Consider the following 23,753-nt stretch of genomic DNA (forward strand, 5'->3'; position numbering starts at 1 on the left):
GTTTGCTGAAGGTGAGCCTGATTGGGGTTTGCTCAATCATCGGATTCCACCTGCCGTGCGTCCGCGTGTTCGGACAGATTCGTCGGCGGCTGTCGGTCGCCGAGGAATTCGAGTTTGCGGGTCTCGCTGTCGAACTCCTCGTCGAGAATCTGGTCGGCGATGCTTTCGACGTCTATCGGGTTCTCCTCGTCCGAGGAAACCTGCACCGGCGAGGTGCCGTCCTCACCGAACTCGAACTGAACGATGGTGTCGCTGGTGTCGCGCACCGTGCCGTCGTACTGCGTTTCGAGCTCGGACAGGGCGTTGATGAGACGACGCTGAAGGTATCCGGATTTGGACGTACGGACTGCCGTGTCCACCAGACCCTCGCGTCCACCCATCGCGTGGAAGAAGAACTCCAACGGCGTCAGACCGCCGGTGTAGGAGTGTTCCACGAAGCCGTGGGCGTCCGCCGAAAGGTCGTCCGCCTGATAGTGCGAGAGCGTGCGGTCCTCGTATCCGCGGTTGATGCGCTCGCCCCGAACTGCCTGCTGTCCGACACAGCCGGCCATCTGGGTCAGGTTGAGCAGCGACCCACGCGCACCGGAGTCGGCCATGATGACCGCCGGGTTGTCGCTGGCGAAGTGGTCCTCCGCGATGTCACCGGCGGAGTCACGCGCCTTGCCGAGCGTCTGCATGATTTTCATCTCCAACGTCTCGTCGACGGTCCGGCCCGGCAGCGATTCCAGTTCGCCGTTTTCGTACGTCTCGATGAGGTCCTGAACGCGCTCGTAGGCGTTGTCGATGGCTTCGTCGATCTGTTCCTGTGCGCCCACCGGAATCGTCTCGTCGTCGATACCGATGGAGAATCCGAAGTGCATGATGGCGCGCATCGCCAACGTCGCGACCTCGTTGATGAAGTGACGGGCGCGGGTTTCGCCGTATGCCTTACAGATGGTGTCGACGATTTCCCCGCCGAAGGCACCGACTGCGTCCTCGTCTATCGTCCCTTCGAGAAGTTGGCCGTTCTCGATGACTACCGTGTCGCCGGTCGAACTCGTGAATTCGAGTTCGAGGCCGTCGGGAAGGAGTTCCGAGAACAGCGTCTGTCCCGTCCAGTACGGGGTGCCGTCCTCCTCCGTGCCGTCCGCTTCCGGCAGTTCGTCGATACGCGTCGCACGAAGCAGGTCGAGGGCCTGCGTTTCGTTGAAGTGCGGGTTGTGGTGAGTGAGAAGATACGTTCCCGAAATGTGGTCCTGAATCGCGCCGATGATGTTCTCACCGAAGCGCGGGGACAGGATTTGTTCCTGCACGCGCATGAGCACGCGTGCCTCCGCGCGTGCCTCCTCGTTCTGGAGGGCGTGCATGTTCATCTCGTCGCCGTCGAAGTCGGCGTTGTACGGCGGACAGACGACGGTGTTCAGGCGGAACGTCTTGTACGGCATCACGACCACTTCGTGGGCCATGATGGACATCCGGTGCAGGGACGGCTGTCGGTTGAAGATGACGATGTCGCCGTCGATGAGGTGTCGGTTGACCTCCCATCCCGGTTCGACCTTCTCCGCGAGTTCCTCGCAGTTCTTCTCGGTCACTTTCAGGCGACGACCGTCGGGTCGCTTGACGTAGTTCGCTCCGGGGTGACCCTCGGGTCCGTTTCGAACGTAGCGTCGAGCCTCCTCGATGCTTCGCGGCGTGACGTTCATCGTCTGGGTCATCTCGCGGGCGACCCGTTGCGGGACGCCGACCTCGTTCAGCGAGAGCGTCGGGTCCGGCGAGATGACGGTCCGTGCCGAGAAGTTCACACGTTTCCCGGACAGCGAGCCACGGAAGCGACCTTCCTTCCCCTTCAACCGCTGGGAGAGCGTCTTCAGCGGACGCCCGGAGCGGTGACGGGCGGGCGGGGTACCCGAAATCTCGTTGTCCATGAACGTGGTGACGTGGTACTGGAGCAGTTCCCACAAGTCCTCGATGATGAGCTGCGGGGCACCGGCCTCACGGTTCTCCATGAACCGCTGGTTGATGCGGATGATGTCCACCAGTTTGTGGGTCAGGTCGTCCTCGGACCGCTGGCCGTTGTCCAACGTAATCGAGGGACGAGCCGTCACCGGCGGCACCGGCAGGACGGTCAGAATCATCCACTCGGGACGCGAGCGGTCGGAGTCGATGCCGAGCGCCTCGATGTCCCGGTCCGGGATGTCCTCGAACCAGTCACGGATGTCCGAGGGCATCAGCTTGTTCATGTCCTCGGTCGTGAGGTCGATGGAGAGTGCCTTCTCGATGGCCTTCCGGTCGGCCTCGCGCGGGCGGAACTCGCCCGAGATAATCTGGTTGATACGCGAGAGCTCGATGTCCGTTTGGTCCGCCAACTCCTGTGGCGAGACGGGTTCGAGGTCCTCGTCCTCGTCGCCCTCCTCGTTTCGACCCTGCATCCGGGAGGCGATTCGCTCGGAGTACTCGCTCGTGAGGACCTGCTGAACCTCGTAGTAGGTCGTCGGCTTCTCGTGGTTGATGTCGTACTGGACCTCACCACAGTGGGGACAGCGGTCCTTCTTGCGGGCCTCGCGAATCGCGGCCTTCGTCACGTCGGTGATGTCGTTGCCCAGTTCCTTCGTCCGCGTGAGCATGCCGCGGTACTTCTCCTTTTCCTCCTCCGTGAGGAGCAGGCGCGAACAGTCGCGGCAGGTACCGCGAAGGAGACGGCGGATGAGTTTCGTGAATCCGACGTGAATGACGGGCGCGGCCAATTCGATGTGACCGAAGTGGCCGTTACAGGACCCGGAGTGTTGTCCGCAGGTCTTACACTCCAGACCGGGGTCGATGACGCCCAATCGCGGGTCCATCAGCCCCATGTCGATGGGGAATCCGTCGTCGTCGTAGGTGTCGGCGGTGATGATTTTCGTCGCCGACATCTCTCGGTACTCCTCCGGGTCCATCAGACCGAAGCTGATGGAGCCGATTTCCTTGGGAGTTTGACTTGTTGCCATGTTAGACTGCGTCCTCCAGTTCGAGTCGCGGCGCGATGCCGAGTGCCTTCATCTCGTCGAGTAGAAGCTTGAACGCGTAGCTCATCTCGATTTCGTGAATATCCGTTTCTTCCTCACAGTTCGGGCAGTACACGCGGTTCTGGTCGATGTTCTCCACCGCGCTCATACCGCACTGACCACAGACGTAGATCCATTCGCGGTCGGAGGAGTCGAGGAGACGCTCCTTGAGTGCCAGCGCGGCACCGTGTCCGATGAGCACCTCACGCTCCATCTCACCCACACGGAGACCACCCTCACGGGCGCGTCCTTCCGTCGGCTGGCGCGTCAGCACCTGCACCGGACCGCGGGAACGGGCGTGAAGCTTGTTCGACACCATGTGGTAGAGCTTGTGGTACAGAATCGTGCCGACGAAGATTTCGGCCTCGATTTTCTCGCCCGTCACGCCGGAGTACATGATCTCCTTGCCGGACGATTTGTAGCCACGCTCCTGCAGCGCCGAACGGAGTTCCTCCTTGTCCTCGCCGGTGAACGCCGTTCCGTCGACGCGACGGCCCTCCAGCGCGCCGACTTTGCCGCCGATCATCTCCAACACGTGACCGACCGTCATGCGCGACGGAAGCGCGTGTGGGTTGACGATGAGGTCGGGGACGACACCTTCCTGCGTGAAGGGCATGTCCTCCTGTGGTGCGATGTGCCCAACGACACCTTTCTGTCCGTGCCGCGACGCGAACTTGTCCCCGAGTTCCGGGATTCGCTCGTCGCGCACCGACACTTTGGAGAGCTTCGAACCGTCTTCGCCCTCCATCAGCGTCACGGTGTCGACGACGCCGGATTCGCCCGAGCGCATCGTGACGCTCGTCTCACGGCGTTTCTGTGGCGACAGACCGCCCATGTCGTCCGGTTCTTCGAGGAACCGCGGCGGACTCGTCTTGCCGAGAAGCACGCTGTTCTCGTCCACACGCGTCTCGGGATTGACCAGACCGTCCTCGTCGAGGTGCGTGTAGGCGTCCTCGCCACGGGCACCGCGAACGTCGTCGCCCGGAATCTCGAAGCGGTCTTCCTGTCCACCGGGATAGCGGCGTTCCTCGCCCTCGTAGGTACGGAAGAAGTGCGAACGAGCGAGCGCACGCTCGACCGACCCTTTGTTCATGACGAGCGCGTCCTCGATGTTGAACCCTTCGTAGCTCATGACCGCGACGGTGAAGTTCTGGGCGGCGGGTCGGTCGTCGAACCCGATCTGCTCCGTCGTCTGCGTCTTCACCATCGAAAGCTGCGGGTAGTGGAAGAGGTGCTGGCGCGTATCCGGGCGGATGCGGTAGTTCGCCGACGGCAGGCCGAGCGACTGCTTCATCATCCCCGCACCCATCGTAATACGGGGACTGGCGTTGTGTTCCGGGTACGGAATCATGCCCGCGCCGATACCGAAAATGAGTTGCGGGTCGATTTCGAGGTGCGTGTGGTCCTCGTTCAACTCCGCGTCATCGACGGCGACGTAGATGTCCTCTTCCTCTTCGGCGTCGATGAACTCGATTTTGCCGCGTTCGACGAGTTCCTCGAACGAGAGGTCGCCCTGATTGAGCGCCTCGACTTCATCGTCCGTAATGCGTGTTTCGCCGTCCTCGACCACGAGGAGCGGACGACGGGCGCGCCCCGCGTCCGCGTTGATGATGACTTCGCTGGTACGTTCCTTGACCGAGACGTTCACCATCTCGCTCACGTCGCCGCGTCGTCGCGCCTCACGTACCTGATTTGCAAGCTGTTCGGGGTCGGGGTGTGTTCCGACCAGACTGCCGTTGACGTATACTTTGGCTTCTCGTCCCTGACTCATCAGTCTGCGCTCCCTTCGATGCTCTCGATTCCGGGAATCCCCTCGACTCCCATCGACGACAGTTCGTGTTTGAGTTCCTGTTCGTCCTCGATGTTCTGACTCAACTCCATCGCCTGCGCGAAGTTCTTCACTAGACCACAGTTCGGCCCTTCCGGCGTCTCGGACGGGCAGATACGACCCCACTGGGTCGCGTGCAGGTCACGCGCCTCGAAGTGGGGTTGCGAGCGACTGAGCGGACTGCGGAGACGGCGAAGGTGTGACAGCACACCCATGAAGTCCGTCCGATCCACCAACTGCGAGACACCGGAGCGGCCACCCACCCAGTTCCCGGTGGCAATCGGGTGTTCGAGACGCTCGGTGAGAACGTCGGACCGAACCACAGTGTTGACGGACAACTGCCGGTTGCGCATGTTCGCGCGTTCGAGCTGATACTTCACGTCGCGTGCCAACTTGTTCAGCGCGGTGCGGAACAGGTCCTTCATCAGGTCGCCGGACACCTTCAGCCGTTTGTTGGCGTAGTGGTCCTTGTCGTCGGAGTCACGGCGGCCCAGCGCGAGTTCGAAACACGCCTCGGCCATCCGCGCGAGGTAGTACGCTTTGTTGATGCGAACTTCCTCCTCCTCGACGCCGTCCTCGTGAAGGTGCGGCAGGAGATAGCGGTCGATGACGTAGTTCGCCCGCTTCAACTGGTAGTTCTTGCCCTGCCCGGAGGCGACGCGCTTTCCGAGCGTCTCGATGGCCTCCTCTTGGGTCTGGACCTCCGCCGCTTCCAGATTTTCGAGCATGAACTTCACGATTTCCGGGTCGTCGGAGACGCGGTGGACGATCTCCTCGTCGGATTCGAGTCCCAACGCGCGAACGAGCGTAACGAAGTTGACGCTCCCCGACACCGACGGGAACGACACTTCGAGCAAGCCGTCACGCGAGCGCTCGACGAGGACCAGCGCGCGGTAACCACGGCGCTGACTGAACGTCTTTGCGACCTGAATCTCGTCGCCGTACTTCGTGTCGTACTCGGCGAGAATCTTGTTCGGTGCGAGGTCCTCCGAGGTCATCAACACGCGCTCGGAACCGTTGACGATGAAGTATCCACCGGGGTCGGCGGGGTCCTCACCGATTTCGACCAAGTCCTCCTCCCCGAAGTTGGCGATGTTACATTTCTCCGAGCCGACCATTATCGGCATCCGACCGACTTTCGTCTCGGTCGAATCGACGACGCGCTTGTCGTCGCCTTCACCCTTGACGATTGTCATCTCCATGAAGACGGGCGCGGAATACGTGATGTTGCGAAGGCGCGCCTCCTGCGGGTAGAGGAGCTCTTCGCTGCCGTCTGCCTCACGTACGCGCGGGGTGACCACCCGGATGTCGCCGAGTTCGACGAACACCGGTTCTTCGCCCTCCTTGTCACCGATGTCCGTGTCGATAATTCCCTTCTCGGTAACGACTTCCTGCATGCCGCGGGTCAGGAAAGCGTTAAACGAGCGGTAGTGATGCTCCGCGAGTCGTTCTTTCGAGAAATACTCCCTCGATAGTGTGCGTCGGTCTTCCTGTTGCATTATTCCACCACGAGTCGATACACGACGGCGTTCTCCGTCGTTCGAGAGTCGCGGACGATCTTGATGATGTCACCCGTCTCTGCGTCGTCGGGCAGCGCTGGGTCGGTCCGCTTGATTTTCGGCAGGTCTGTACTCTTGATGTCGTATTCCTCGAGCACCTCGTCGAGTTCGTCCGAATCGACGATGGAGTGCTCTGGAACCATTTTGTGTTGGCTTACGTCTACCATGTGTGCACGAGTTTTCGGCTAGCGGGAGAAATGGCTATCACGAGATACTACAGGGTATTACACGTAGCACTCATTTAAGGCTTGCTAAGTAGGCTCGCACACGCTCGGCTATCCCGAACCTCCGTCCGTGAGGCGGAGGCAACCAACTGAACACCTCTATCTACTTCGTTCTGGTATAAATGGTTTGGGCATTCGGGATGTGTTACCATCCCTCGGTACGAACCCGCACAGGGCACGTGTTTGGAAAGCCTTAAGAGTACAAGCCAGAAAGAAGTGAATGCGAAGGCCCGGGTGGTGTAGTGGCCCATCATACGACCCTGTCACGGTCGTGACGCGGGTTCAAATCCCGCCTCGGGCGCTTTCTGATGGAACGATACTTTGCAAGCGACGGTTAGTTCTCGATTTGCACGCGACATTTTCGCTTATAAATTTAAGAGATGGGTTGATTCCGCACGTAGGTTCAAAAGGGAGAGAGAACCATCGACGACTGACTGAACGATGAACACGTCACGAAGAGGGGACGAAACGGAGAGTACTATTCTGAGCAGGCTCATGGCGGTCGGTCTGTCGGTGTCCGTTCCGTTCGGGGACAGCGATAGATATGACCTCGTGGCCGACGACGGTCAAACCCTCTATCGGGTGCAGTGTAAAACTGGAAATTGGATAAACGGTACAGTTCGCTTCAACCTCTATACGTCGACGGTCAGTACTGACGGGCGTGTGGATTCGGAGTATACCGCAGAGGAGATAGACGTGTACGCGGTGTACTCCCGAAGAACTGACGATGTCTATTGGATAACCATCCACGAAACTAGAACTGGGGAGATGCGTCTCCGGATCGAGAAACCCCATCCGAAAGCACCCACGTCGAAAATCAACTGGGCGAGAGACTACATGCTGACGACGGTGTTCGACTGAGCGACGCCTCATTCCGTCGTGCTGAAACGATACGGACGTCCCTATCGAGTTAACCACTGTCACTGAGCGACGAAATCGACACCCCTTAATAAGGTCGGCAAAAAGAAGTGAATGCGAAGGCCCGGGTGGTGTAGTGGCCCATCATACGACCCTGTCACGGTCGTGACGCGGGTTCAAATCCCGCCTCGGGCGCTTTCTGACGGAACAACGCTTCTTCAGCGGAGTCTGTACCATCGTACCTGCTTTTTCATGAGCGGACCGGAAACCCACCGCTCAGTCCAGTCCGACGGGGGTAACCTATAGGAATCACGACGACGTGACAGCAGAGCGGGGGAACCGAATGGCGCAAATGAGGGAGACGGTTTCGGTGGGACGTGGCGGATGAACGGTCGAACGGGACTCTCGATAGGACTCCTGTTGCTGGTCGTACACGCGGGAATGTGGCCGGGAGCAGTGGGTTCAGCGAACGGGGGAGCAATCGAGCAGGGAACGCCGGGACCGACGGGACAGTTCAGAATCGTCTCCATCGCTTCGAACGTACCGATAAACGGGACGGGGAACCTCTCCATCACGTTCGAGAACACGGGGGAGGACGTCTCGAACGCGAGCATTCGGGTGCGGTCGCCGAACGAGAGCGTTCGGTTCGGCCCGTCGCAGACGGCACGCAAATTCGTCGGGAACTGGTCGGCAGGTGAGCGGCGGACGGTCAAATACGGCCTGCTCGCCGAGGAGTTCGCGGAGGTGAGACAGTACCCGTTCGCGGCGACCATCACGTTCACCAACGCCGACGGGGAACGTGAACGGGCGGGACCGTACACGTTCGACGTGCGACCGACCGAACGGGTTCGATTGGAGCGGTTCGAGGTGACGAGCATCTCTTCGAACGTGCAGGAGAGCGATACGGGGGTGGTTTCGCTGACCGTGGAGAATACGGGACGCGACGTGAACGACGCCGTCGTGTCGCTTCAGTCCGCAAACGAGCAGCTCACGCTCGGCCGGTCGCAGAACGCCAGCCAGTTCGTGAGCGAGTGGTCATCGAACGAGCGGCAAACCTTCCAGTATCGGGTGACGGCGAGCAACGATACGGTCGGCGGGAACTACCCGTTCAGCCTCTCGATTTCCTATCGCGAGAACGGAACGCGGAATCGGACGGAACCACACCTCATCGGCGTCATTCCGGACCCGGAACAGTCGTTTTCGCTGGGGAACCTGAAAAACACGTTACGCGTGGGACAGGAGGGAACCGTCTCCGGAACCGTGACGAACGAGGGGCCACAGCGCGCGCCGAGCGCCGTCCTCGTTCTCATGTCACGCGGAGGGAACACCACGGTGTCGCCGAAGGAGACGGAGTACGCGCTCGGAACGCTCGATTCGGGCGAATCGTCCCCGTTCGATTTCCAAGTCGACGTGAGCGACGCCGCCGAGCGCGGCCCGCGACAACTGTCGTTCGTGGTGCGATACCAGAATCAGGACGGCGACCCGCGACAGAGCAAATCCCTCGACGCCCAGGTGGCGGTGGGTCCACGTCGGGACGAGTTCCGTCTGGACGCGAAGCGTACTTCGGTCGAAGCGGGTTCGACGGCGACGGTTGCGCTCGTCGTCACGAACAACGAGAATCGGACCCTCCGAAACATCGACGCGCAGGCGTTCGTGGACAGTCCCTTGACCATAAACGACAACGGGGCGTTCATCGAGAAACTGGAACCGAACGAATCGGCGACAATCAGATTCGACGTCGGTGCAGACGGGGGGACGCTCGCGAACGCGTATCCGATATCGGTCGATTTCCAGTACGACACGCCGGACGGGGAGACGAAACTCACCGATACGTACGAGGTCCCGGTTCGAGTGACGACGCCGGAACGAGGAGGAGTACTGTCGTTTTCGAGCGGTCCGAGCGGACTCATCGCCGCCGCCGTCCTCCTCCTTCTGCTCGCCATCGGCCTCGTCTTCGTCCTACGACGACGTCGGCGGTGAGTTCCGATGGTGGACTACCAACGCGTCATCGACTGGCTCGACGTGTGGATTGCCGACCGGTCGAAAACGGTGATTCTCGTCTTTCTCGTCCTGACGGTCGTTTTCAGCGTCGGACTGACCCGGGTTTCCACCGAATCCGGAACGAGCCAGTTCACTGAAAACAGCCCGGCACAGGAGGCGTTCGACGCCGTCAACCGCGAGTTTACGCCGCCGTTCGCGGTCGAGAACGGAAGCACACAGCTCATCCAAACGGGCCGGAACGTGCTTTCAAAACCGGAACTCGTGGCGATGTTGGAGGCACAGTATCGCCTCGAACGCCGGGCCGACCTTCGGGTTTCCTCGACGACGAGCGCGGCGAGAATCGTCGCCGCGACGCTCGACCCGAACGCGACGACGCTCGAAGCTCAACTCCGTGCGGTTCGGCGTGCGCCCTCGTCCGAAGTCGAAGCGGCGGTCCGGCGAGCGGCGACGAATCCGGGATTTCGCGCGTTGCTGAGCAAGGATTTCAACCGCCGCTCAGCCTCCGCGTCGGCGACGATAGGCATCGTAGAACACGAGATTCCACGGGGACTCGAACAGCAGGCGGGTGCAGAAGCGAGCGAAAACGACCCCCTGACGCGGATTCAAGTTCGGTCACAGTCGGTCGTCGAAAGCGTCGATAGCGACGTCCGCGTGTTCGGAAGCGGCATCATCTCCTCGGAACTGTCCAGCGTCACGTTCGACTCGCTCATCATCGTCACGCCCGCGGCGGCGGTGCTGATACTCGTCTTCCTGCTCTTCGCCTACCGTGACCCTCTTGACCTCCTACTCGGCGTCGTCTCGCTGGTGATGACCATCCTCTGGACGTTAGGGGTCATGGGGTGGTTGGGTATCCCGTTCACGCAACTGCTCGTCGCGGTACCGCCCTTGCTCCTCGCGGTCGGCATCGACTACGGCATCCACGCCATCAACCGCTACCGCGAAGAGCGCGTCACCGGACTCGAAATCGGACGGTCGATGCGGCGAACGACGGACCAACTCCTCGTCGCCTTCTTCATCGTCACCGGAACGACCGTGTTGGGATTCGCGTCGAACCTGACCAGCAACCTACAACCGATTCGGGAGTTCGGGTTGGTCGCCGCGATAGGAATCACGGTCACGGCGCTCATCTTCGGCGTGTTCCTGCCGGCGGCGAAGGTGGCAACCGATCGGTTTCGGTACCGCGCCGGACTCCCCGTGTTCGGCCTTCGACCGCTCGGCGAGGAGGGGTCCGTTTTGGGACGGCTTCTACAGAGAAGCGTCACGCTCGCCCGTCGCGGTGCGCCGGTCGTTCTCGCCGTCGCAATCCTCCTCACCGTCGTTTCGGGCTACTACGCGACCGGCATCGACACGTCGTTTTCGAACGAGGATTTCCTGCCACCGGAGCAGACGCCGGGGTATCTGCAATCGCTTCCCGAACCGTTCGCACCGGGGACGTACACCGTCACCGAGACGACGAACTTCCTCGACGAGAAGTTCGCCGCCGTCGAGGGGGATACCGTGACGATATACGTACAGGGGTCGCTCCGCGAGGATTACGCGCTCGAAACCATCCAGCACGCCAACCGAAACCCGCCGAAGTCGTTCGCCCAAACGGACAGACGGGCGGAGTCCGAAAGCATCGTCACCGTCATACAGGACTACAGCAGTCAGTCGCCCGAATTCCGGCGGTTGGTCGCCCGGAACGACGCCGACGGGGACGGCGTTCCCGACGACGACGACCTCGGAACGATTTACGACCGATTGCTCTCCTCACCTGTCCGTGGGCAAGCGCTCCAGTACATCACGGAGGACCAGCGGAGCGCACAGGTCGTCTACACGATGAAAAGCGGTGCGTCGCAGGGAGCCATCACTCGTGACGCACAGCAGGTTGCCGGACGCTACCGCCTCGACGCGACCGCGACCGGCGAAACCGTCGTCTTCCAGTCCATCGCGGCCATCATCTTCGCGTCCGCGCTGCGAAGCCTCGCCACCGCACTCATCGCCACGGCGATTTTCCTCGCGCTCGTCTATCGCGTCCTCGTTGGTCGGGCCGCGTTCGGCGTCATCAACCTCTTTCCCATCGTCGTCGCTGTCTCGCTCTTAGCGGGCACGATGCGGTTGTTCGGTATTCCGTTCAACGCGTTGACGGCGACGGTGTTAGCTATCGCTCTCGGATTGGGGACGGACTACTCCGCCCACGTCGTCCACCGGTTCACCGACGAGTTCGAAAACGAGTCGGACGTGTTCGCCGCCCTCACCCGCACCGTCCGGGGAACCGGCGGGGCGTTGACCGGAAGCATGCTCACGACGGTTGCCGGAACCGGAGTTCTCGTCCTCGCCATTACCCCCGTCCTCGGCCAGTTCGGACTCGTGACGGCACTGAGCATCTTTTACTCCTACCTCACGGCGCTCGTGTTGACGCCCTCCGTCATCGTCGTGTGGCAACGCTATTTCACGTAAGGATTCATGTAAGCGGGGTACAGTTAACCCGCTATCTCCCCAAGTATTCGGGATGTACGACGAGATACTCGTTCCGACCGATGGCAGTCCCGAAATCGAAGACGCCATCGTGGAAGCGCTCGACCTCGCTGCGTTCACCGGCGGGCGCGTTCACGCGGTGTCCGTCGTCGATACGCGAGAGTACAGCACGCTCTCCGACGCGAAGTGGCTCACCATCGAACGCGACAGAGCCGAAGGAGGAGAACAGGCGATTTCGACGGTTCGAGAACTGGCGAACGGACGGGAAATTCCGGTGAAAACCGAACTCCTCCGGGGACTGCCCCACGAGGAAATACGGGCGTACGCGGACGACCACGGAATCGACATCATCGTGATGGGAACCCACGGGCGAAGCGGATTCCAGCATTTCCTGAACGGGAGCGTCACCGAGAAGGTCATCAGAAACACCGATTTACCTGTACTCGTCGTTCGAGTGACGACGGAATCCTAACCGAGGAGTTGGACCACGCCCCACGCTAGCCCGATGGCGACTCCGGCACCGACGAGGGTGCCAACGGCGTTCGTCGTCGCACGGAAGCGTTCGCCGGTTTCCCACAGCCGAAACGTCTCGAAGGAGAACGACGAGAAGGTCGTAAACGACCCACATGCGCCGGTTCCGAGCAGGAGCGCGAGTTGATTGTCGATGGAGAGGAACGTGATGAGTCCGAGGGCGAAACTCCCCACGACGTTTACGGTGAAGGTCCCGATGGGGAACTCCTCGGCGTCGATTCGTTCGCTGACGAAATGGCGACACAGCGCACCGATTGCCCCGCCAGTGCCCACGATGTGTGCAGGGTCGAGTGAGGTCATTCGCCGACCCCTCCGTTGACCCGCCGGGCGAGCGAGCGACCGAGGAGGACACCCAAAAGCCCGAGCCCGTAGTTGGCGACGACGTTTCCGGCCATCCAAAGCGGTGACGCTGCCTGCGTGGTCTGAACGGCGAACGTGCTGTACGTAGTGAACGAGGAGAGAAATCCCGTGCCGACGACGAAGTGGGTCTGGTCCGCGAGGTAGCCCATGTAGATGGCTTCGTACAGGATGAACCCGAGCGCGAAACAGCCCGCGACGTTCGCGATGAGCGTTCCCGTCAATCCGGGTTCGGTGAGGCTAACGAAGTACCGGAGATTAGACCCCGCAAACCCGCCGACGCCTATCAACAACAGGGTTTCTATCGTGTGGAGTGGATGCTTACGTCCCATATCTGTGGCTCTCGAAAAGGAGTCATCAGCCGACGTGCTCGGCGGTTGGGAGAGGCGGACTCCATCGCCCGGTTACTCCGGTACTCCTTATCGAACGCACTTAACGGACTCGAAACGACACGAATCATTCATTCTCCTCCCCCGATTTCGTCGGGTTCAGTACTACCTGCCAGTTCGGTTGCGCTCGGACTGCCACCGCCGTGTTCGACCCGCCGCGTCCGAACCTGCACGGCGTGAACGCTTTCGGTCGCGTCATCCACGACGAGCGCCGACCCCGGAGTCTCGGGCATTCGGTCGGTGAACGACCCGTGCATGTACGTCGGGCGGGCACGGGCGAGCGCCTCACGGTCGGCCCGCGAGGTCAAGCGATGTGCGACGAGGATGTCGGCCTGTGAAACCGCATCCGCCGGTAGGGCCGCCGGGCGTTGGGTCGCGGCGACGAAACTGACGCCCGGTCGCCGTCCGCGGGTGAGGACGGTTCGAAGCGCCGGAGCGGCGATTCCGTCGAAGAAGGCGTGTGCCTCGTCCACGACCAACCACGGGAGCGTCGCCACCGAGTCCGTTACCCGAGCGCGATACAGGTCCTCGGCGACCGCTCGAACGACGGCGTTCATCGGCGCGGCGTCGTAGCCCGAACAGTCCAGTATCGTCGCCCCGGAGAGACAGTCCGCCGCGGTGAGCCCATCGGGAGAGAATACATCCCACGAATCGGCAAGCGCGAGGTGGTTCCGGGCCGCCCGGCGGGTTGCCTGCACGGCGTCCGCGTTTCTGACGTACTCCTTCATCGCGGCGAGCGCGTCCGTCGTCGCGGCCGCCTGCCAGACCAGCGACCCGGCCGAACTCTCGTGATCGAGACCAAGTAACGCACACCACGCTCGCGGCGAGAGTGTGTTTGCCGACACGCGAGGTTCCTCGACGACCGAGAACCCCGAAACGCCCGCGAACGTCCGAAACGCCCCCATCGGGTCGGCGACGACCGGAGAAACCCCGGCGGCGGTCGCGAGTTCTTCGACTAACACGCCGAGAGTGTAGGACTTCCCGTACCCGCGCTTGCCGACGACCAACGTGGCGTGTGGACCGTCCAAATCGATTTCAACGGCGGCACCCGCGCTGCCGTCGCGTGCCCGGTAGGTTCCGAACGCACCCGAGACGCCGCCGTCGCCCGCTCTCCCCAAGACGTCCGTCATGTCGGGTGGTGGTCCCGGCTTCCAGGATAAACCCTCGGACGAAGGTTTATATTCGAAACCGAAACCACTCCGGGGCATGTCAATGCGTCAGCGGTTCGAGGGGGTACGGACTCACCGCACGGTCCAGTTGTTCCAGTCGGACGAGCGCGCCATCGAGGGGCTTCCGATTCGACTCGTCATCGCACTCGTCGTCGGCGTCGCCAGCCTGAGCGTCATGATGAACATGTTGTCCGGCCTCAACGGGTTGGCGGTGAGCGAACTGGACGCGAAACCGACCCCCGAAGTGGTGCAACCGGGCCACCGGTCCGTCGACATATCGGTTATCGATTCGGACGGGAAACCGGTCGCGGGAGCGACCGTCGTCGTGAAAGGCGATTCCGCCACGTTAGAGCATATTCGGACGGCGACGACCGGGAAAAACGGGAAAGCCACGCTCTTCGTACGACCCGGACTGGGACCGAATCAGGAGGAAGGAACGCTCGAAGTGGACATCAAACCACCCGCTGGAAGTGAGTTTGCCGACAAGCGAGAAAACACGCGAATTTTGGTGGTCTCCGAGTAGGAAATGGAAGCGAACCGGAGTTCCTCCCGCCATTTCGAGGGGGTAGGGCGTTGTTACTCGTAATCGCTATTCAAGAGAACTACACAATTCAAATAGGAACAGCTATCAACCCCCTCTACCACCGTCTCAGCAATGGCAATGGCACGTTGCCGCCACTGCGGTATGCAAATGATAGGGTCGTCCTATCCCGAGACGATGAAATGGTACCATGACCACCTTCGAGATACGCACCCGAAAGCGTGGGTCCGCGCGTAATCGCGGTCGAAACCGCCGACGTATCCGTTCGAGTGAGACAGCACTCGACACAGTCGGCGAGCGAACACCTCCCGGTGTCGAGCTTGCCCGCGAGACGGGGTTGCCGTCCTTTTGCCGTGGGCGAGTTTCTCGATACAACTGTCCCGCAGCGGACCGTCACCGCGATGCGCTCGTAGAAAGACATCTGCTCCGGGCGGCCTTCTCCTTTTAGGGAGCGCTGGGTGTAGTAGATGTATGCCCCGAGAAGCGACCGAAGAAGGAATCGAACGAGGAAAGCGAAACGCGCTCGCCGCGTGGATACTCATCGTTTCGGTCGGTGTCGCCGTTCTCGCCAGCGTTCTCGATGGAGATTACCTCTGGGCGGGATTCGGACTCGTCGCGCTCGCGGTTGTGCTGATACCCGTTGGAACGTACCACCGGGCGACGGCGATGGTTCCGTGGGAGTCCCTTCTCCTCGTCGCAATTCCCATCCTGAGCGTTCCGTTCGGACCAGTTTTGCCTCGGTCCGTCGCCGTGTTTCTGTCCGTCGCGGCACTCGCGCTCGTGGTCTCGGTGGAGTTGGACGCCTTCAGTGCGGTCGAACTCTCCCCGTCGTTCGCGGTCCTGTTCGTCGTCGTCACGACCATGGCCATCGCAGGTGCGTGGGCAGTCGTCCAATGGGTCGTCGACCTGACGACAGACGTGCATAACCTGCAGAATCTTCGTGCCGTGATGTGGTCTCTGTTCGCGGCCACCGGGGTCGGAATCGGGGCCGGAATCCTGTTTGCCGCATACTTCCAACGCATCGACCCGCGGCGGTTCGGTTTCCGGGACGGCGGCAAGCGACACGAGTCGGATGAGATGACGGCCGTGAAATCGTCCGAAGGGAGGCTCTCGGATCGGCAGCAACAGCGTCTGGTACGAGCGCTTCAGGCGGTTCTCGTCGGCGTGCTTGCGTTCGGCGTGTATCAAGCAAACATCGGTATCATAGTCAACACGGCAGTCGCGCTCGCGCTGACGGAGTTACCGGCGGTACTCGAACGGGATTATCGCTTACCAATCGACACAGGACTGACGCTTTGGATAGTCATCCCGGTCTTTCTGCACGCTATCGGAACCGTTGGGCTATACCAATCGGTCGGATTGTGGGACCAACTGACCCACACCCTCTCGTCGTCGCTCGTCGCCGCGGCGGGGTACACGACTGTTCGAGCGCTCGACATCCACGCGGACTCCGTCTACCTCCCGAAAAAGTTCATGGTACTGTTCATCCTGCTGTTCACGCTCGCGTTCGGCGTCCTCTGGGAGCTGTTGGAGTTCAGCCTCGATGGACTCGCGACGACGATGGGAACGGCGAGCGTCCTGTCCCAGTACTCGCTCGAAAACACGATGCTCGACTTGGTGTTCGACAGCGTCGGCGGAGTTATCGTCGCAGTGTGGGGGGCGACACACCTGTCCACCGTCTCCGATGCGGTTGCTGCACGGTTGGACACCGGAACGGAGTGACGAAAGTCCGGCTTCCGAGTGGTCGAAACAGCGCACCGTCGAGTTCGGGACCAGAATCCCGGCCTAGAAACCTATGGGAGTCCCGTCCGTCGATTCCGATGATGAGTTCTCCCGAAGACGGATTCGACGATGCGTACGCCGGAACGCCGCCGTGGGACATCGGCCGCCCCCAGTCGGCCATCCGTTCCCTGTTCGAAACGGACGGGGAATCGTTCGAGGGACCGATCCTCGACCTCGGCTGTGGAACGGGCGAAAACTCGCTCTTCCTCGCCGACCGCGGCTACTCGGTTCTCGGCATCGATGCGTCCCCCAGAGCCATCGCGAAGGCGAGAGAGAAGGCGGAAACCCGAGACGTGGCGGGAGAAATCGGCTTTCGAGTGCAGGACGCGCTTTCGCTTTCGGACCTCGACGAGGAGTTCGGAGTCGTCCTCGACTGCGGCCTGTTTCACGTCTTCGACGACGAAACCCGACGAACGTACGTTTCGTCGTTGGAACGCGTCGTCGAGCCGAACGGACGCGTCGTCGAGCCGAACGGACGCGTCGTCGTCCTGTGCTTTAGCGACCGAGAGCCGGGTGAGTGGGGTCCACGCCGAATCAGCGAAGCGGAGCTTCGAAGGGCGTTTTCCGATGTCTGGACGGTCGAAACCATCGACCCTGCTCGCTTCGAAGTCAACGCTGGGCACGACGAGGTAACCCCATCGAACGGCGATAGCGTCGAAGCGTGGCTGACGGTCGTTCACCGCGCCGAGGGCGAGGAGCGGGAGTAGGGTAGGATAGTCCCGCGACGTATTACAACCCGTAGCCGTCCCAATCTATCCACTCGTGTTCCCATCCACGGCGGGTTTGGGCGTGGCGTTCGGCGAACTCGCGGTCCTCGCGGTCGGTGCGGTTGCGTTCGATGGTGTCCGACTGCTCGCCGTCCACGAGGAGCGGTGCGAGCGAAAGCGTGCCGAACTCCCGTTCGATTTCGGGGGCTCCGTCGGCCGTGCGTTCGACGGCGGCCAACTTCTGTGCCCCGCCACCGAGGGGGATGACCAATCGACCGTCCGACGTCAACTGTTCGACGAGGGTCCGCGGTGGTTCGATGGCCGCCGCTTCCACGAGGACACGGTCGAACGGCGCGTACTCCGGCAGGCCGTCGGCACCGTCGCGGCAGTCCACGAAGACGCCACCGTAGCCCGCAGAAGAGAGGTTTTGCCGGGCTTCGTAGACGATGGTCCGCGTGATATCGACCGCGTGGACGTTCTCCTCGCCGACGATTTCGGCCAGCACTGCCGACGTGTACCCGACACCGGCACCGACGACGAGGACGGAGTCCGTCTCGCGGACGTTGAGGGCTTCCAGCAGTCGGGCGACGGTACTCGGGGGCAGAATCCGCGTCCCTCGGTGGTCGAACGACTGGTCCGAGTAGGCACCGTCGCTGGCTTCGAGGGGGACGAATTCGTGACGGGGGACCGTCCGAAGCGCGAGGCTGATGGCCTCGCTTCTGACGAGTCCTCCCTTCAGTTCGTGTTCGAGGCTGGCGACCATATCGTCGCGCAGCGCCGCCGGTTCCATGGATTTGGCTTGGGTACCGACGTTCTTCAATGACGCGGCCTGTGTCCAACGATTGCTTGCTGATTCGTGCCCGGAACGTCCCGGATTTCGAACGTCTCGAAACCGGCGTCGTCGAACCACTCGCGGAACTGGTCGGCGGTGTAGGTATCGCCGTTTTCGGTTACAGCGAGCATGTGTGCGCCGAACATCGCCGCGCCGTCGGTGCGTCCTCGAACATGGTCGATGAAAACCGCGGCACCGCCGGGGTCGAGCGCGTCGTAGACGTTCGCCACGAGTTCGCGGTTTTTCTCCGGGCCGAGGGCGTGTGCGACCCGCGCACAGAACGCGAGGTCGAACCCGGCCGGAAGGTCGTCGGTCGCGTCGCCGGAGACGAGCGTGACGGGTTCGCGTTCGAGGGACGTCCGGTCGATGTCGATGACGTCCGGTTGGTCCAGCAGCGTCACCTCGTAGCCGCGGCGGGCGAACTCGGTGGAGAAGCTCCCGGGACCGCCGCCGATGTCGAGGACGCGTTCCGCCTCCGGGTGTTCGTGGACCGCTTCGGTCACGGCGGAACGAACCGTCGTCTCATCGACCGTCGCCATCGCGCCCATGAAGTTCGTCGTCCACGAATCGGAGTGTTCGGGAGGAGTCCCGGTTCGCATCGTCTCGGGGAGCGAAAACCAGCGGTCGAGACAGTCCATCTGATGCGGGACCGTTCCGATGGACCGCACGTCAGTTTTGGCGAACAGACCGAGTGCACGGTTGGTCGCCTCGTACTCGCCATCGACCGTTTCGAGATACCCCAACTCGGCCATCGCGGAGAGCGTGATTCGGGCTGAACGCTCGGTAACGTCGGTTTCGGCGGCGACCTCCTCGGGCGTTCCGGCGTGAAACATGACGGCGTCGACGATACCCGTCTTCCGGGCGGCCCACAACAAACAGAGTTCGCGGTAGTCCATACCGAACCGTCGACCGCGAGGCGAAAAAAGCTACGTGCAGGACGGTCGGCCTACCACGCCGACCACGCCGTCGAACCCTCGTCCTCGGCGTAGATTCGCTTCACGTCCTTGGCGAGGACGGCGTCCCCGTCGAAGTCCAGTCGGTCGTGGTCGTAGCCGGACGCGTCGTCCGTGACGAGGATGCCGTCGATGGTGAACTCCTCGTTCGCCAGTTCCTCGGTTTCGCCGACGACGAACTCGTAGTCGCCGGGGATGCTCACTTTGACCCCGCGGGAGTTGTCCCGGCGGCCGTCGTTGGGGTGAATCGTGACGTTGACGCTGACGTTGTCCACGGCGCGCGTCCAGATGGTCTCCACGTCGGGAGCCAGCGACTCCTCGACCCTGCGGTCGCCGTCCTGTTCGAGGCTCGTAATCCTGACGACGAAGATGGCCTCGTCGGTTTCGAGGACGAACTCCTCGCCGACGGCCAGGGTCTCTTCCACCGGCACGTCAGCCTTGGCGGAAAACGACTCGCCGTCCTGGGAGACGACGACGTCTATCTCCTCGGTCTTCTCCTCCTCTATTTTCGTCTTGTGGACGTGGTCGCATTCCGTACATCGTACCGTCGCCTGTCCGCCCGGTTTGAGGACCTCGTGAACCGTCTCCAAATCGGGGGAACAGGAAGGGCAGACGACTGCCACACGTTCCGCTGTATCGCTCATGGAGCGGTGTAGGAACTCGGGGCGTAAAAGTGCGTGGAGTTGAGCGAGACCGCGGTGAACAGAAAGCTCATACCAAGTGAACGACGCCGTGAAGTCGAAATGAAGCGACGGACGTTCGCCGGCAAAATCAGTGCCGTTGCGCTCTCGTTGGGTGTTGCTGGTTGTAGCGGAATCATCGGACGGAAAAAGGATTTCCCGATTCCCCTATTCGTCACGAATTACGACGGGAAAAACCACACCGTCACCGCCATCTGGCGCGACCACGAGGGTGAGAAGGGGCGAAAGACGATAGAGATTGCCGCCGAAAATCGAGTTCAAGTCGCCGAAATCGACCCGACCAACAGCGTACTCGTCGAAATGGTCGGTGGCTTTCGAAAGGGGGGCGGTCCGTTCTGGGATGCGGCATCCGCCGAGATATACGTCAGTGGAGATAGCGCCGTGGAAATACTCCCATTGAAAGCCGACTGAACTCACCCGTCGAAATACAGATGGTAGTGATTCGCACACCCCGGGTTGAACTCCGTGTCGCACTCGGGACACCGCGAATCACACGCTAAATACGCCGTAATCGTCAGTTCCATGCCGCAGACGCCGCACAGCACCGCCTTTTTGTCCCGTTCGCCCTCGGGCCACGTCTCCCGCGGATGGTCGGCAACCGCGTCGTGGCATCGAAAACAGGGATAGTATTCGTCACAACACGGAAACCGAATGGCGATTACGTCCCGCTCGGTGCGGTAGTGGGCACAGCGCGTTTCGGCGTCAACATCGACGCCGTGGACGTCGGTTCCGTGGATGGTTTGCATTTTCTGATTGGTGGCGGACCGTGGCAGTTTGACTTCCTCGACGTCTCTCGATTTCGCCAGACGGAGTCTGGCTGACTGCCGAGCAACGCTCGGCGATTTCACCGCTCGACCGACGGGAGGTCTACGACCTCCCCATCAGCGTAGACGGTCGGGTCCCGAATGATACCGTCCAAGTGAAGCGGGGCGTCCGTGTCGCCGCCGATACCCGCGTCGTCGCCGATGGCGATGTGGACCGTGCCGCCCGCCTTCTCGTCGAGGAGGACGGAACCGACGAGTTCGGAGACGGCGACGTTCGTTCCGATGCCGAGTTCGGCGAGGTTGTAGGCGTCCTGCCCGACTTCCTCGGCCGCCGTCTCGACCTGCTCGCGGATTTCGTCGTCGCTGATTTCGGTGACGTAGCCGTCTTCGACCTCGAATTCGAGGGTCTGGCCGTCGTCGAGGAGGCCGTGGGGGCGCATGGTGCCGTCCACGACGTAGCGGCCGTTCACGTTCTCGGGGCTGACGAACACCTCGCCCGCGGGGAGGTTGGTGAAATCGCCGGGGTCGTGACAGAGGCCGGTGTCGTCGAACCATTCGCGGTCGCCCGGTTCGAAGGTGATGTCGGTACCCGCCTCGGTCGTGACGCGGATTTCCTCGGCACCCTCGACCTGTTCGAGCACGTCCTTGCAGTGCTGGTCGATGGTCTCGTAGTCGGCGGTGAGGCCGGTGACCAGCACTTCCTTGGTGATGCCGGGAAGGGTCGCGATTCGCGCGCCCTCCTCGTTCGCGTTTCCACGGGCGCGGGTGTGGCTGAGGCTCTTCGTGGTCGGGGCGAGAACGACGTCGGCGGCGGCCATCGCGGCGGTCACGGGGGCGGGCGGTTCCTCTCCGTGCTGGTTCCCGACCGGATAGCACGTGATGGTGGCGTCGTCGGTTATCTCGCTGGCGGTGTCGTACAGCGCCTTGCCGATGTCCCAGCGCTTGTCGTCAGTGATTATCGCACACGATTCGTCGGCTTCGAGTGCCATACACTGCTCGACGGCCGTCTTCGCGGCGTCGTCCATGCTCATGGTTGGGCGGTTGCGTTCCGGAGCGGTTATGTGTTCCCTTTCGGTGCGAACGGGGGCCGAAAATCCCGGTTCGTCGAGGTGCGAATTCTCCCGAAAACCTGCGAATTACTCGCTACCGAGTTGTTTTCTCCTCCCGTCGCTCGAAACCGTTTTAATGGCAGGGGTTGGACCCGCAGGTGTACATGCTACAGGTCGGCATTAACGGGTACGGGACTATCGGGAAACGAGTCGCTGACGCCGTCCGGGCGCAACCGGACATGGAAGTCGTCGGTGTCGCAAAAACCCGGCCCAACTTCGAGGCCGAAGCGGCCGTCGAGAACGGTTATCCACTGTACGCCGCCATCGAAGAGCGCGCGGGACAGTTCGACGACGCCGGAATCGAATTAGCGGGGATGGTCGAAGAACTGGTCGAGGCGGCCGACGTGGTCGTGGACGCCTGCCCGTCCGGCATCGGCGAGGACAACAAATCGCTGTACGACGAGTACAACACGCCCGCGCTGTATCAGGGTGGCGAGGACGCGAACGTCGGTGATGCGAGTTTCAACGCGCGTGCAAACTACGACGAATCGGTCGGCGCACAACACGTCCGCGTCGTCTCGTGTAACACCACGGGACTCTCGCGACTCGTCGCGCCGTTGCGCGAGGAGTACGGCGTCGAGAAGGTTCGTGCCACCCTCGTCCGTCGCGGCGGCGACCCGGCCCAGACGGGTCGCGGTCCCATCAACGACATCGTGCCGAACCCGGTGTCGCTGCCGTCACACCACGGCCCGGACGTGAAGACCATCTTCCCGGACCTCGCCATCGACACGCTCGGACTGAAGGTCCCGGCGACGCTGATGCACATGCACAGCATCAACGTCTCGCTCGAAGCCGAACCGGACGCCGAGGAAGTCCGCGAACTGCTCGAAAGCCAGTCGCGCCTGTTCGTGATTTCGGAACACATGAACATCGACGGTGCGGGCAAACTGAAGGAGTTCGCCATGGACAGGGGCCGTCCGCGCGGGGACTTCTGGGAGAACTGCGTGTGGGGCGAATCGGTCTCGATGGAAGGAAACGACCTCTACCTCTTCCAAGCCATCCACCAGGAGAGCGACGTGATTCCCGAGAACGTGGACGCCATCCGTGCGGTGACGAACGCCGCCGATGCGGAAGAGAGCATCGCGATGACGAACGACGCGCTCGGTATCGGCTTCTAACCCTCTATTTTGCGGTTGGGGTTCTCTTTCTCCGGAGGAGACGCCGACGGGACTCGTACAGATGGTCGAGTAACGACGATATAGTCGGCACGAGTGGCCAGTATGCCACGGCAAACTTCGTGACAATTGTTATCAGTAACCAGGTTCGCTCGAAATTTCCGCGCCGTATCGAGCGATTCCACCGTTCACGAACGAGTCAAGATGGGTTACGTCAGTCCGGCTCAATCAGGAAGGAGGCCTCACGACCGCGATTTTCTTCGTTACTGGTGATTAGCCACACATTCAATCGTTTGCAAATGCTGCGAACAGACTCAACGATACTCGGCGTTCATTTACCACTCCCCCGATGGTGCGCACTGGGTGGGGCGGACAGCACCAGCACGGTGGTGTCCAGCAACGGTCTCTCCCGCCCGGAGAGAAAATCATGAGAAAGGCACTTAAGATCCTGCTCGCGATGACCATCGTGGGTAGCATGTTCGCGGTCGGATTCGCAGGTAACGCGGCGGCAGACAGAGGCGGCGACTCGCAGGAGAACTTCCAGTGGGCGAGTTCGCACGTCGACCAAGATCAATACGTCGCACAAGGCAACTTTAACCACCAGGACGACAACTACGCGGTTTCGGCCGCGGGCAACCTCGGTAGCGGCGAAGCCGAATCGGGCGACGCGTACGCGATTCAGGCCAGCTACCAGAGCAACGATAACTCGCAGAGCGCGTGGTCGAGCGCCGAAAACGAAAACGAGCAAGAGTGGGAAGACTAAGTAGACTCGTAAACTGATGGTGAGGTAATTTTTTCGTACGAATCACCCCATCGAGTAGCGACATCTCGATATCGTCCGCGGTTCTTCCGGCGA

The 23,753-nt window shown here is 61.7% G+C and carries 22 protein-coding genes, 2 tRNA genes and 1 riboswitch; of the genes, 12 read left to right on the forward strand and 12 right to left on the reverse strand.

Features of this window, described 5'->3' with window-relative positions; translation table 11 throughout:
* Window positions 1–32: 32 nt before the first annotated feature.
* The 4 genes from AC1XDK_RS10375 to AC1XDK_RS10390 are packed head-to-tail and all read right to left on the reverse strand — an operon-like array spanning window position 33 to window position 6,574.
* The gene (locus AC1XDK_RS10375; RefSeq protein ID WP_483349811.1) at window positions 33–2,963 is read right to left on the reverse strand and encodes a DNA-directed RNA polymerase subunit A'; all 2,931 of its coding nucleotides are present in this window, start codon (window positions 2,961–2,963) and stop codon (window positions 33–35) included.
* A gap of 1 nt (window position 2,964) precedes the next feature.
* Complete coding sequence (gene rpoB / locus AC1XDK_RS10380; protein WP_483349812.1) at window positions 2,965–4,791, reverse strand: DNA-directed RNA polymerase subunit B; 1,827 nt, start codon at window positions 4,789–4,791, stop codon at window positions 2,965–2,967.
* Window positions 4,791–6,347, reverse strand: coding sequence for a DNA-directed RNA polymerase subunit B'' (locus AC1XDK_RS10385; protein WP_483349813.1), 1,557 nt, complete (start codon window positions 6,345–6,347; stop codon window positions 4,791–4,793). The genes rpoB and AC1XDK_RS10385 overlap by 1 nt, the downstream gene beginning before the upstream one ends.
* Window positions 6,347–6,574, reverse strand: a complete 228-nt coding sequence (locus AC1XDK_RS10390; RefSeq protein WP_483349814.1) for a DNA-directed RNA polymerase subunit H — start codon at window positions 6,572–6,574, stop codon at window positions 6,347–6,349. The genes AC1XDK_RS10385 and AC1XDK_RS10390 overlap by 1 nt, the downstream gene beginning before the upstream one ends.
* A 285-nt stretch (window positions 6,575–6,859) precedes the next feature.
* Between AC1XDK_RS10390 and AC1XDK_RS10395 the strand changes: the two genes are divergently transcribed.
* From AC1XDK_RS10395 to AC1XDK_RS10420, 6 genes are all read left to right on the forward strand, one after another.
* A tRNA-Asp gene (locus AC1XDK_RS10395) sits at window positions 6,860–6,932 on the forward strand.
* A 140-nt stretch (window positions 6,933–7,072) separates the two neighbouring features.
* Complete coding sequence (locus tag AC1XDK_RS10400) at window positions 7,073–7,492, forward strand: group I intron-associated PD-(D/E)XK endonuclease (protein WP_483349815.1); 420 nt, start codon at window positions 7,073–7,075, stop codon at window positions 7,490–7,492.
* A 119-nt stretch (window positions 7,493–7,611) separates the two neighbouring features.
* Window positions 7,612–7,684, forward strand: a tRNA-Asp gene (locus tag AC1XDK_RS10405).
* 189 nt (window positions 7,685–7,873) lie between these two features.
* Window positions 7,874–9,469: a COG1361 S-layer family protein gene (locus AC1XDK_RS10410; RefSeq protein WP_483349816.1), complete on the forward strand. Its 1,596-nt coding sequence runs from the start codon at window positions 7,874–7,876 to the stop codon at window positions 9,467–9,469.
* A gap of 6 nt (window positions 9,470–9,475) precedes the next feature.
* The gene (locus AC1XDK_RS10415; protein ID WP_483349817.1) at window positions 9,476–11,929 is read left to right on the forward strand and encodes an efflux RND transporter permease subunit; all 2,454 of its coding nucleotides are present in this window, start codon (window positions 9,476–9,478) and stop codon (window positions 11,927–11,929) included.
* A 52-nt stretch (window positions 11,930–11,981) separates the two neighbouring features.
* The gene (locus AC1XDK_RS10420) at window positions 11,982–12,419 is read left to right on the forward strand and encodes a universal stress protein (protein WP_483349818.1); all 438 of its coding nucleotides are present in this window, start codon (window positions 11,982–11,984) and stop codon (window positions 12,417–12,419) included.
* Here the strand turns inward: AC1XDK_RS10420 and crcB (AC1XDK_RS10425) are convergent.
* The 3 genes from crcB (AC1XDK_RS10425) to AC1XDK_RS10435 form a co-directional block, all read right to left on the reverse strand.
* Entirely contained in the window at window positions 12,416–12,778 is a 363-nt protein-coding gene (gene crcB / locus AC1XDK_RS10425; protein ID WP_483349819.1) for a fluoride efflux transporter CrcB, read from the reverse strand. The genes AC1XDK_RS10420 and crcB (AC1XDK_RS10425) overlap by 4 nt on opposite strands.
* Window positions 12,775–13,167 carry a fluoride efflux transporter CrcB gene (gene crcB, locus AC1XDK_RS10430; RefSeq protein WP_483349820.1) on the reverse strand — a complete coding sequence of 131 codons (393 nt, stop codon included), beginning with the start codon at window positions 13,165–13,167 and terminating at the stop codon, window positions 12,775–12,777. The genes crcB (AC1XDK_RS10425) and crcB (AC1XDK_RS10430) overlap by 4 nt, the downstream gene beginning before the upstream one ends.
* Before the next feature lie 9 nt (window positions 13,168–13,176).
* Window positions 13,177–13,245: riboswitch (Fluoride riboswitch) on the reverse strand.
* A 50-nt stretch (window positions 13,246–13,295) separates the two neighbouring features.
* Entirely contained in the window at window positions 13,296–14,354 is a 1,059-nt protein-coding gene (locus AC1XDK_RS10435; RefSeq protein WP_483349821.1) for an ATP-binding protein, read from the reverse strand.
* A gap of 76 nt (window positions 14,355–14,430) precedes the next feature.
* On the opposite strand from AC1XDK_RS10435, the gene AC1XDK_RS10440 reads away from it, so the two are divergent.
* The 3 genes from AC1XDK_RS10440 (at window position 14,431) to AC1XDK_RS10450 (ending at window position 17,423) form a co-directional block, all read left to right on the forward strand.
* The gene (locus AC1XDK_RS10440) at window positions 14,431–14,916 is read left to right on the forward strand and encodes a carboxypeptidase-like regulatory domain-containing protein (RefSeq protein WP_483349822.1); all 486 of its coding nucleotides are present in this window, start codon (window positions 14,431–14,433) and stop codon (window positions 14,914–14,916) included.
* Window positions 14,917–15,405: 489 nt separating this feature from the next.
* Window positions 15,406–16,656, forward strand: a complete 1,251-nt coding sequence (locus tag AC1XDK_RS10445; protein ID WP_483349823.1) for a DUF2238 domain-containing protein — start codon at window positions 15,406–15,408, stop codon at window positions 16,654–16,656.
* 101 nt (window positions 16,657–16,757) lie between these two features.
* Entirely contained in the window at window positions 16,758–17,423 is a 666-nt protein-coding gene (locus AC1XDK_RS10450) for a class I SAM-dependent methyltransferase (RefSeq protein ID WP_483349824.1), read from the forward strand.
* A 22-nt stretch (window positions 17,424–17,445) separates the two neighbouring features.
* On the opposite strand, the gene AC1XDK_RS10455 is transcribed toward AC1XDK_RS10450, so the two are convergent.
* From AC1XDK_RS10455 to AC1XDK_RS10465, 3 genes are read right to left on the reverse strand one after another with little or no spacing between them, the layout of a single operon-like run.
* Complete coding sequence (locus AC1XDK_RS10455) at window positions 17,446–18,213, reverse strand: protein-L-isoaspartate O-methyltransferase family protein (RefSeq protein WP_483349825.1); 768 nt, start codon at window positions 18,211–18,213, stop codon at window positions 17,446–17,448.
* Window positions 18,214–18,239: 26 nt separating this feature from the next.
* On the reverse strand, window positions 18,240–19,151 hold the full coding sequence (locus AC1XDK_RS10460; RefSeq protein ID WP_483349826.1) for a class I SAM-dependent methyltransferase: 912 nt from the start codon (window positions 19,149–19,151) through the stop codon (window positions 18,240–18,242).
* A 50-nt stretch (window positions 19,152–19,201) separates the two neighbouring features.
* Window positions 19,202–19,852 (reverse strand): HVO_0476 family zinc finger protein, encoded by a 651-nt coding sequence (locus AC1XDK_RS10465; protein WP_483349827.1) that lies wholly within the window; start codon window positions 19,850–19,852, stop codon window positions 19,202–19,204.
* Window positions 19,853–19,951: 99 nt separating this feature from the next.
* On the opposite strand from AC1XDK_RS10465, the gene AC1XDK_RS10470 reads away from it, so the two are divergent.
* Window positions 19,952–20,320 carry a hypothetical protein gene (locus AC1XDK_RS10470; RefSeq protein ID WP_483349828.1) on the forward strand — a complete coding sequence of 123 codons (369 nt, stop codon included), beginning with the start codon at window positions 19,952–19,954 and terminating at the stop codon, window positions 20,318–20,320.
* 2 nt (window positions 20,321–20,322) lie between these two features.
* Here the strand turns inward: AC1XDK_RS10470 and AC1XDK_RS10475 are convergent, their stop codons facing one another.
* On the reverse strand, window positions 20,323–20,655 hold the full coding sequence (locus AC1XDK_RS10475; RefSeq protein WP_483349829.1) for a CHY zinc finger protein: 333 nt from the start codon (window positions 20,653–20,655) through the stop codon (window positions 20,323–20,325).
* A 98-nt stretch (window positions 20,656–20,753) separates the two neighbouring features.
* Window positions 20,754–21,704 (reverse strand): aminopeptidase, encoded by a 951-nt coding sequence (locus AC1XDK_RS10480; RefSeq protein ID WP_483349830.1) that lies wholly within the window; start codon window positions 21,702–21,704, stop codon window positions 20,754–20,756.
* 182 nt (window positions 21,705–21,886) lie between these two features.
* On the opposite strand from AC1XDK_RS10480, the gene AC1XDK_RS10485 reads away from it, so the two are divergent.
* Window positions 21,887–22,900 (forward strand): type II glyceraldehyde-3-phosphate dehydrogenase, encoded by a 1,014-nt coding sequence (locus tag AC1XDK_RS10485; RefSeq protein ID WP_483349831.1) that lies wholly within the window; start codon window positions 21,887–21,889, stop codon window positions 22,898–22,900.
* A gap of 424 nt (window positions 22,901–23,324) precedes the next feature.
* Window positions 23,325–23,660: a hypothetical protein gene (locus AC1XDK_RS10490; protein ID WP_483349832.1), complete on the forward strand. Its 336-nt coding sequence runs from the start codon at window positions 23,325–23,327 to the stop codon at window positions 23,658–23,660.
* The last annotated feature ends 93 nt before the right edge of the window (window positions 23,661–23,753 follow it).

It is taken from the genome of Haladaptatus sp. HS23 (assembly GCF_056892285.1).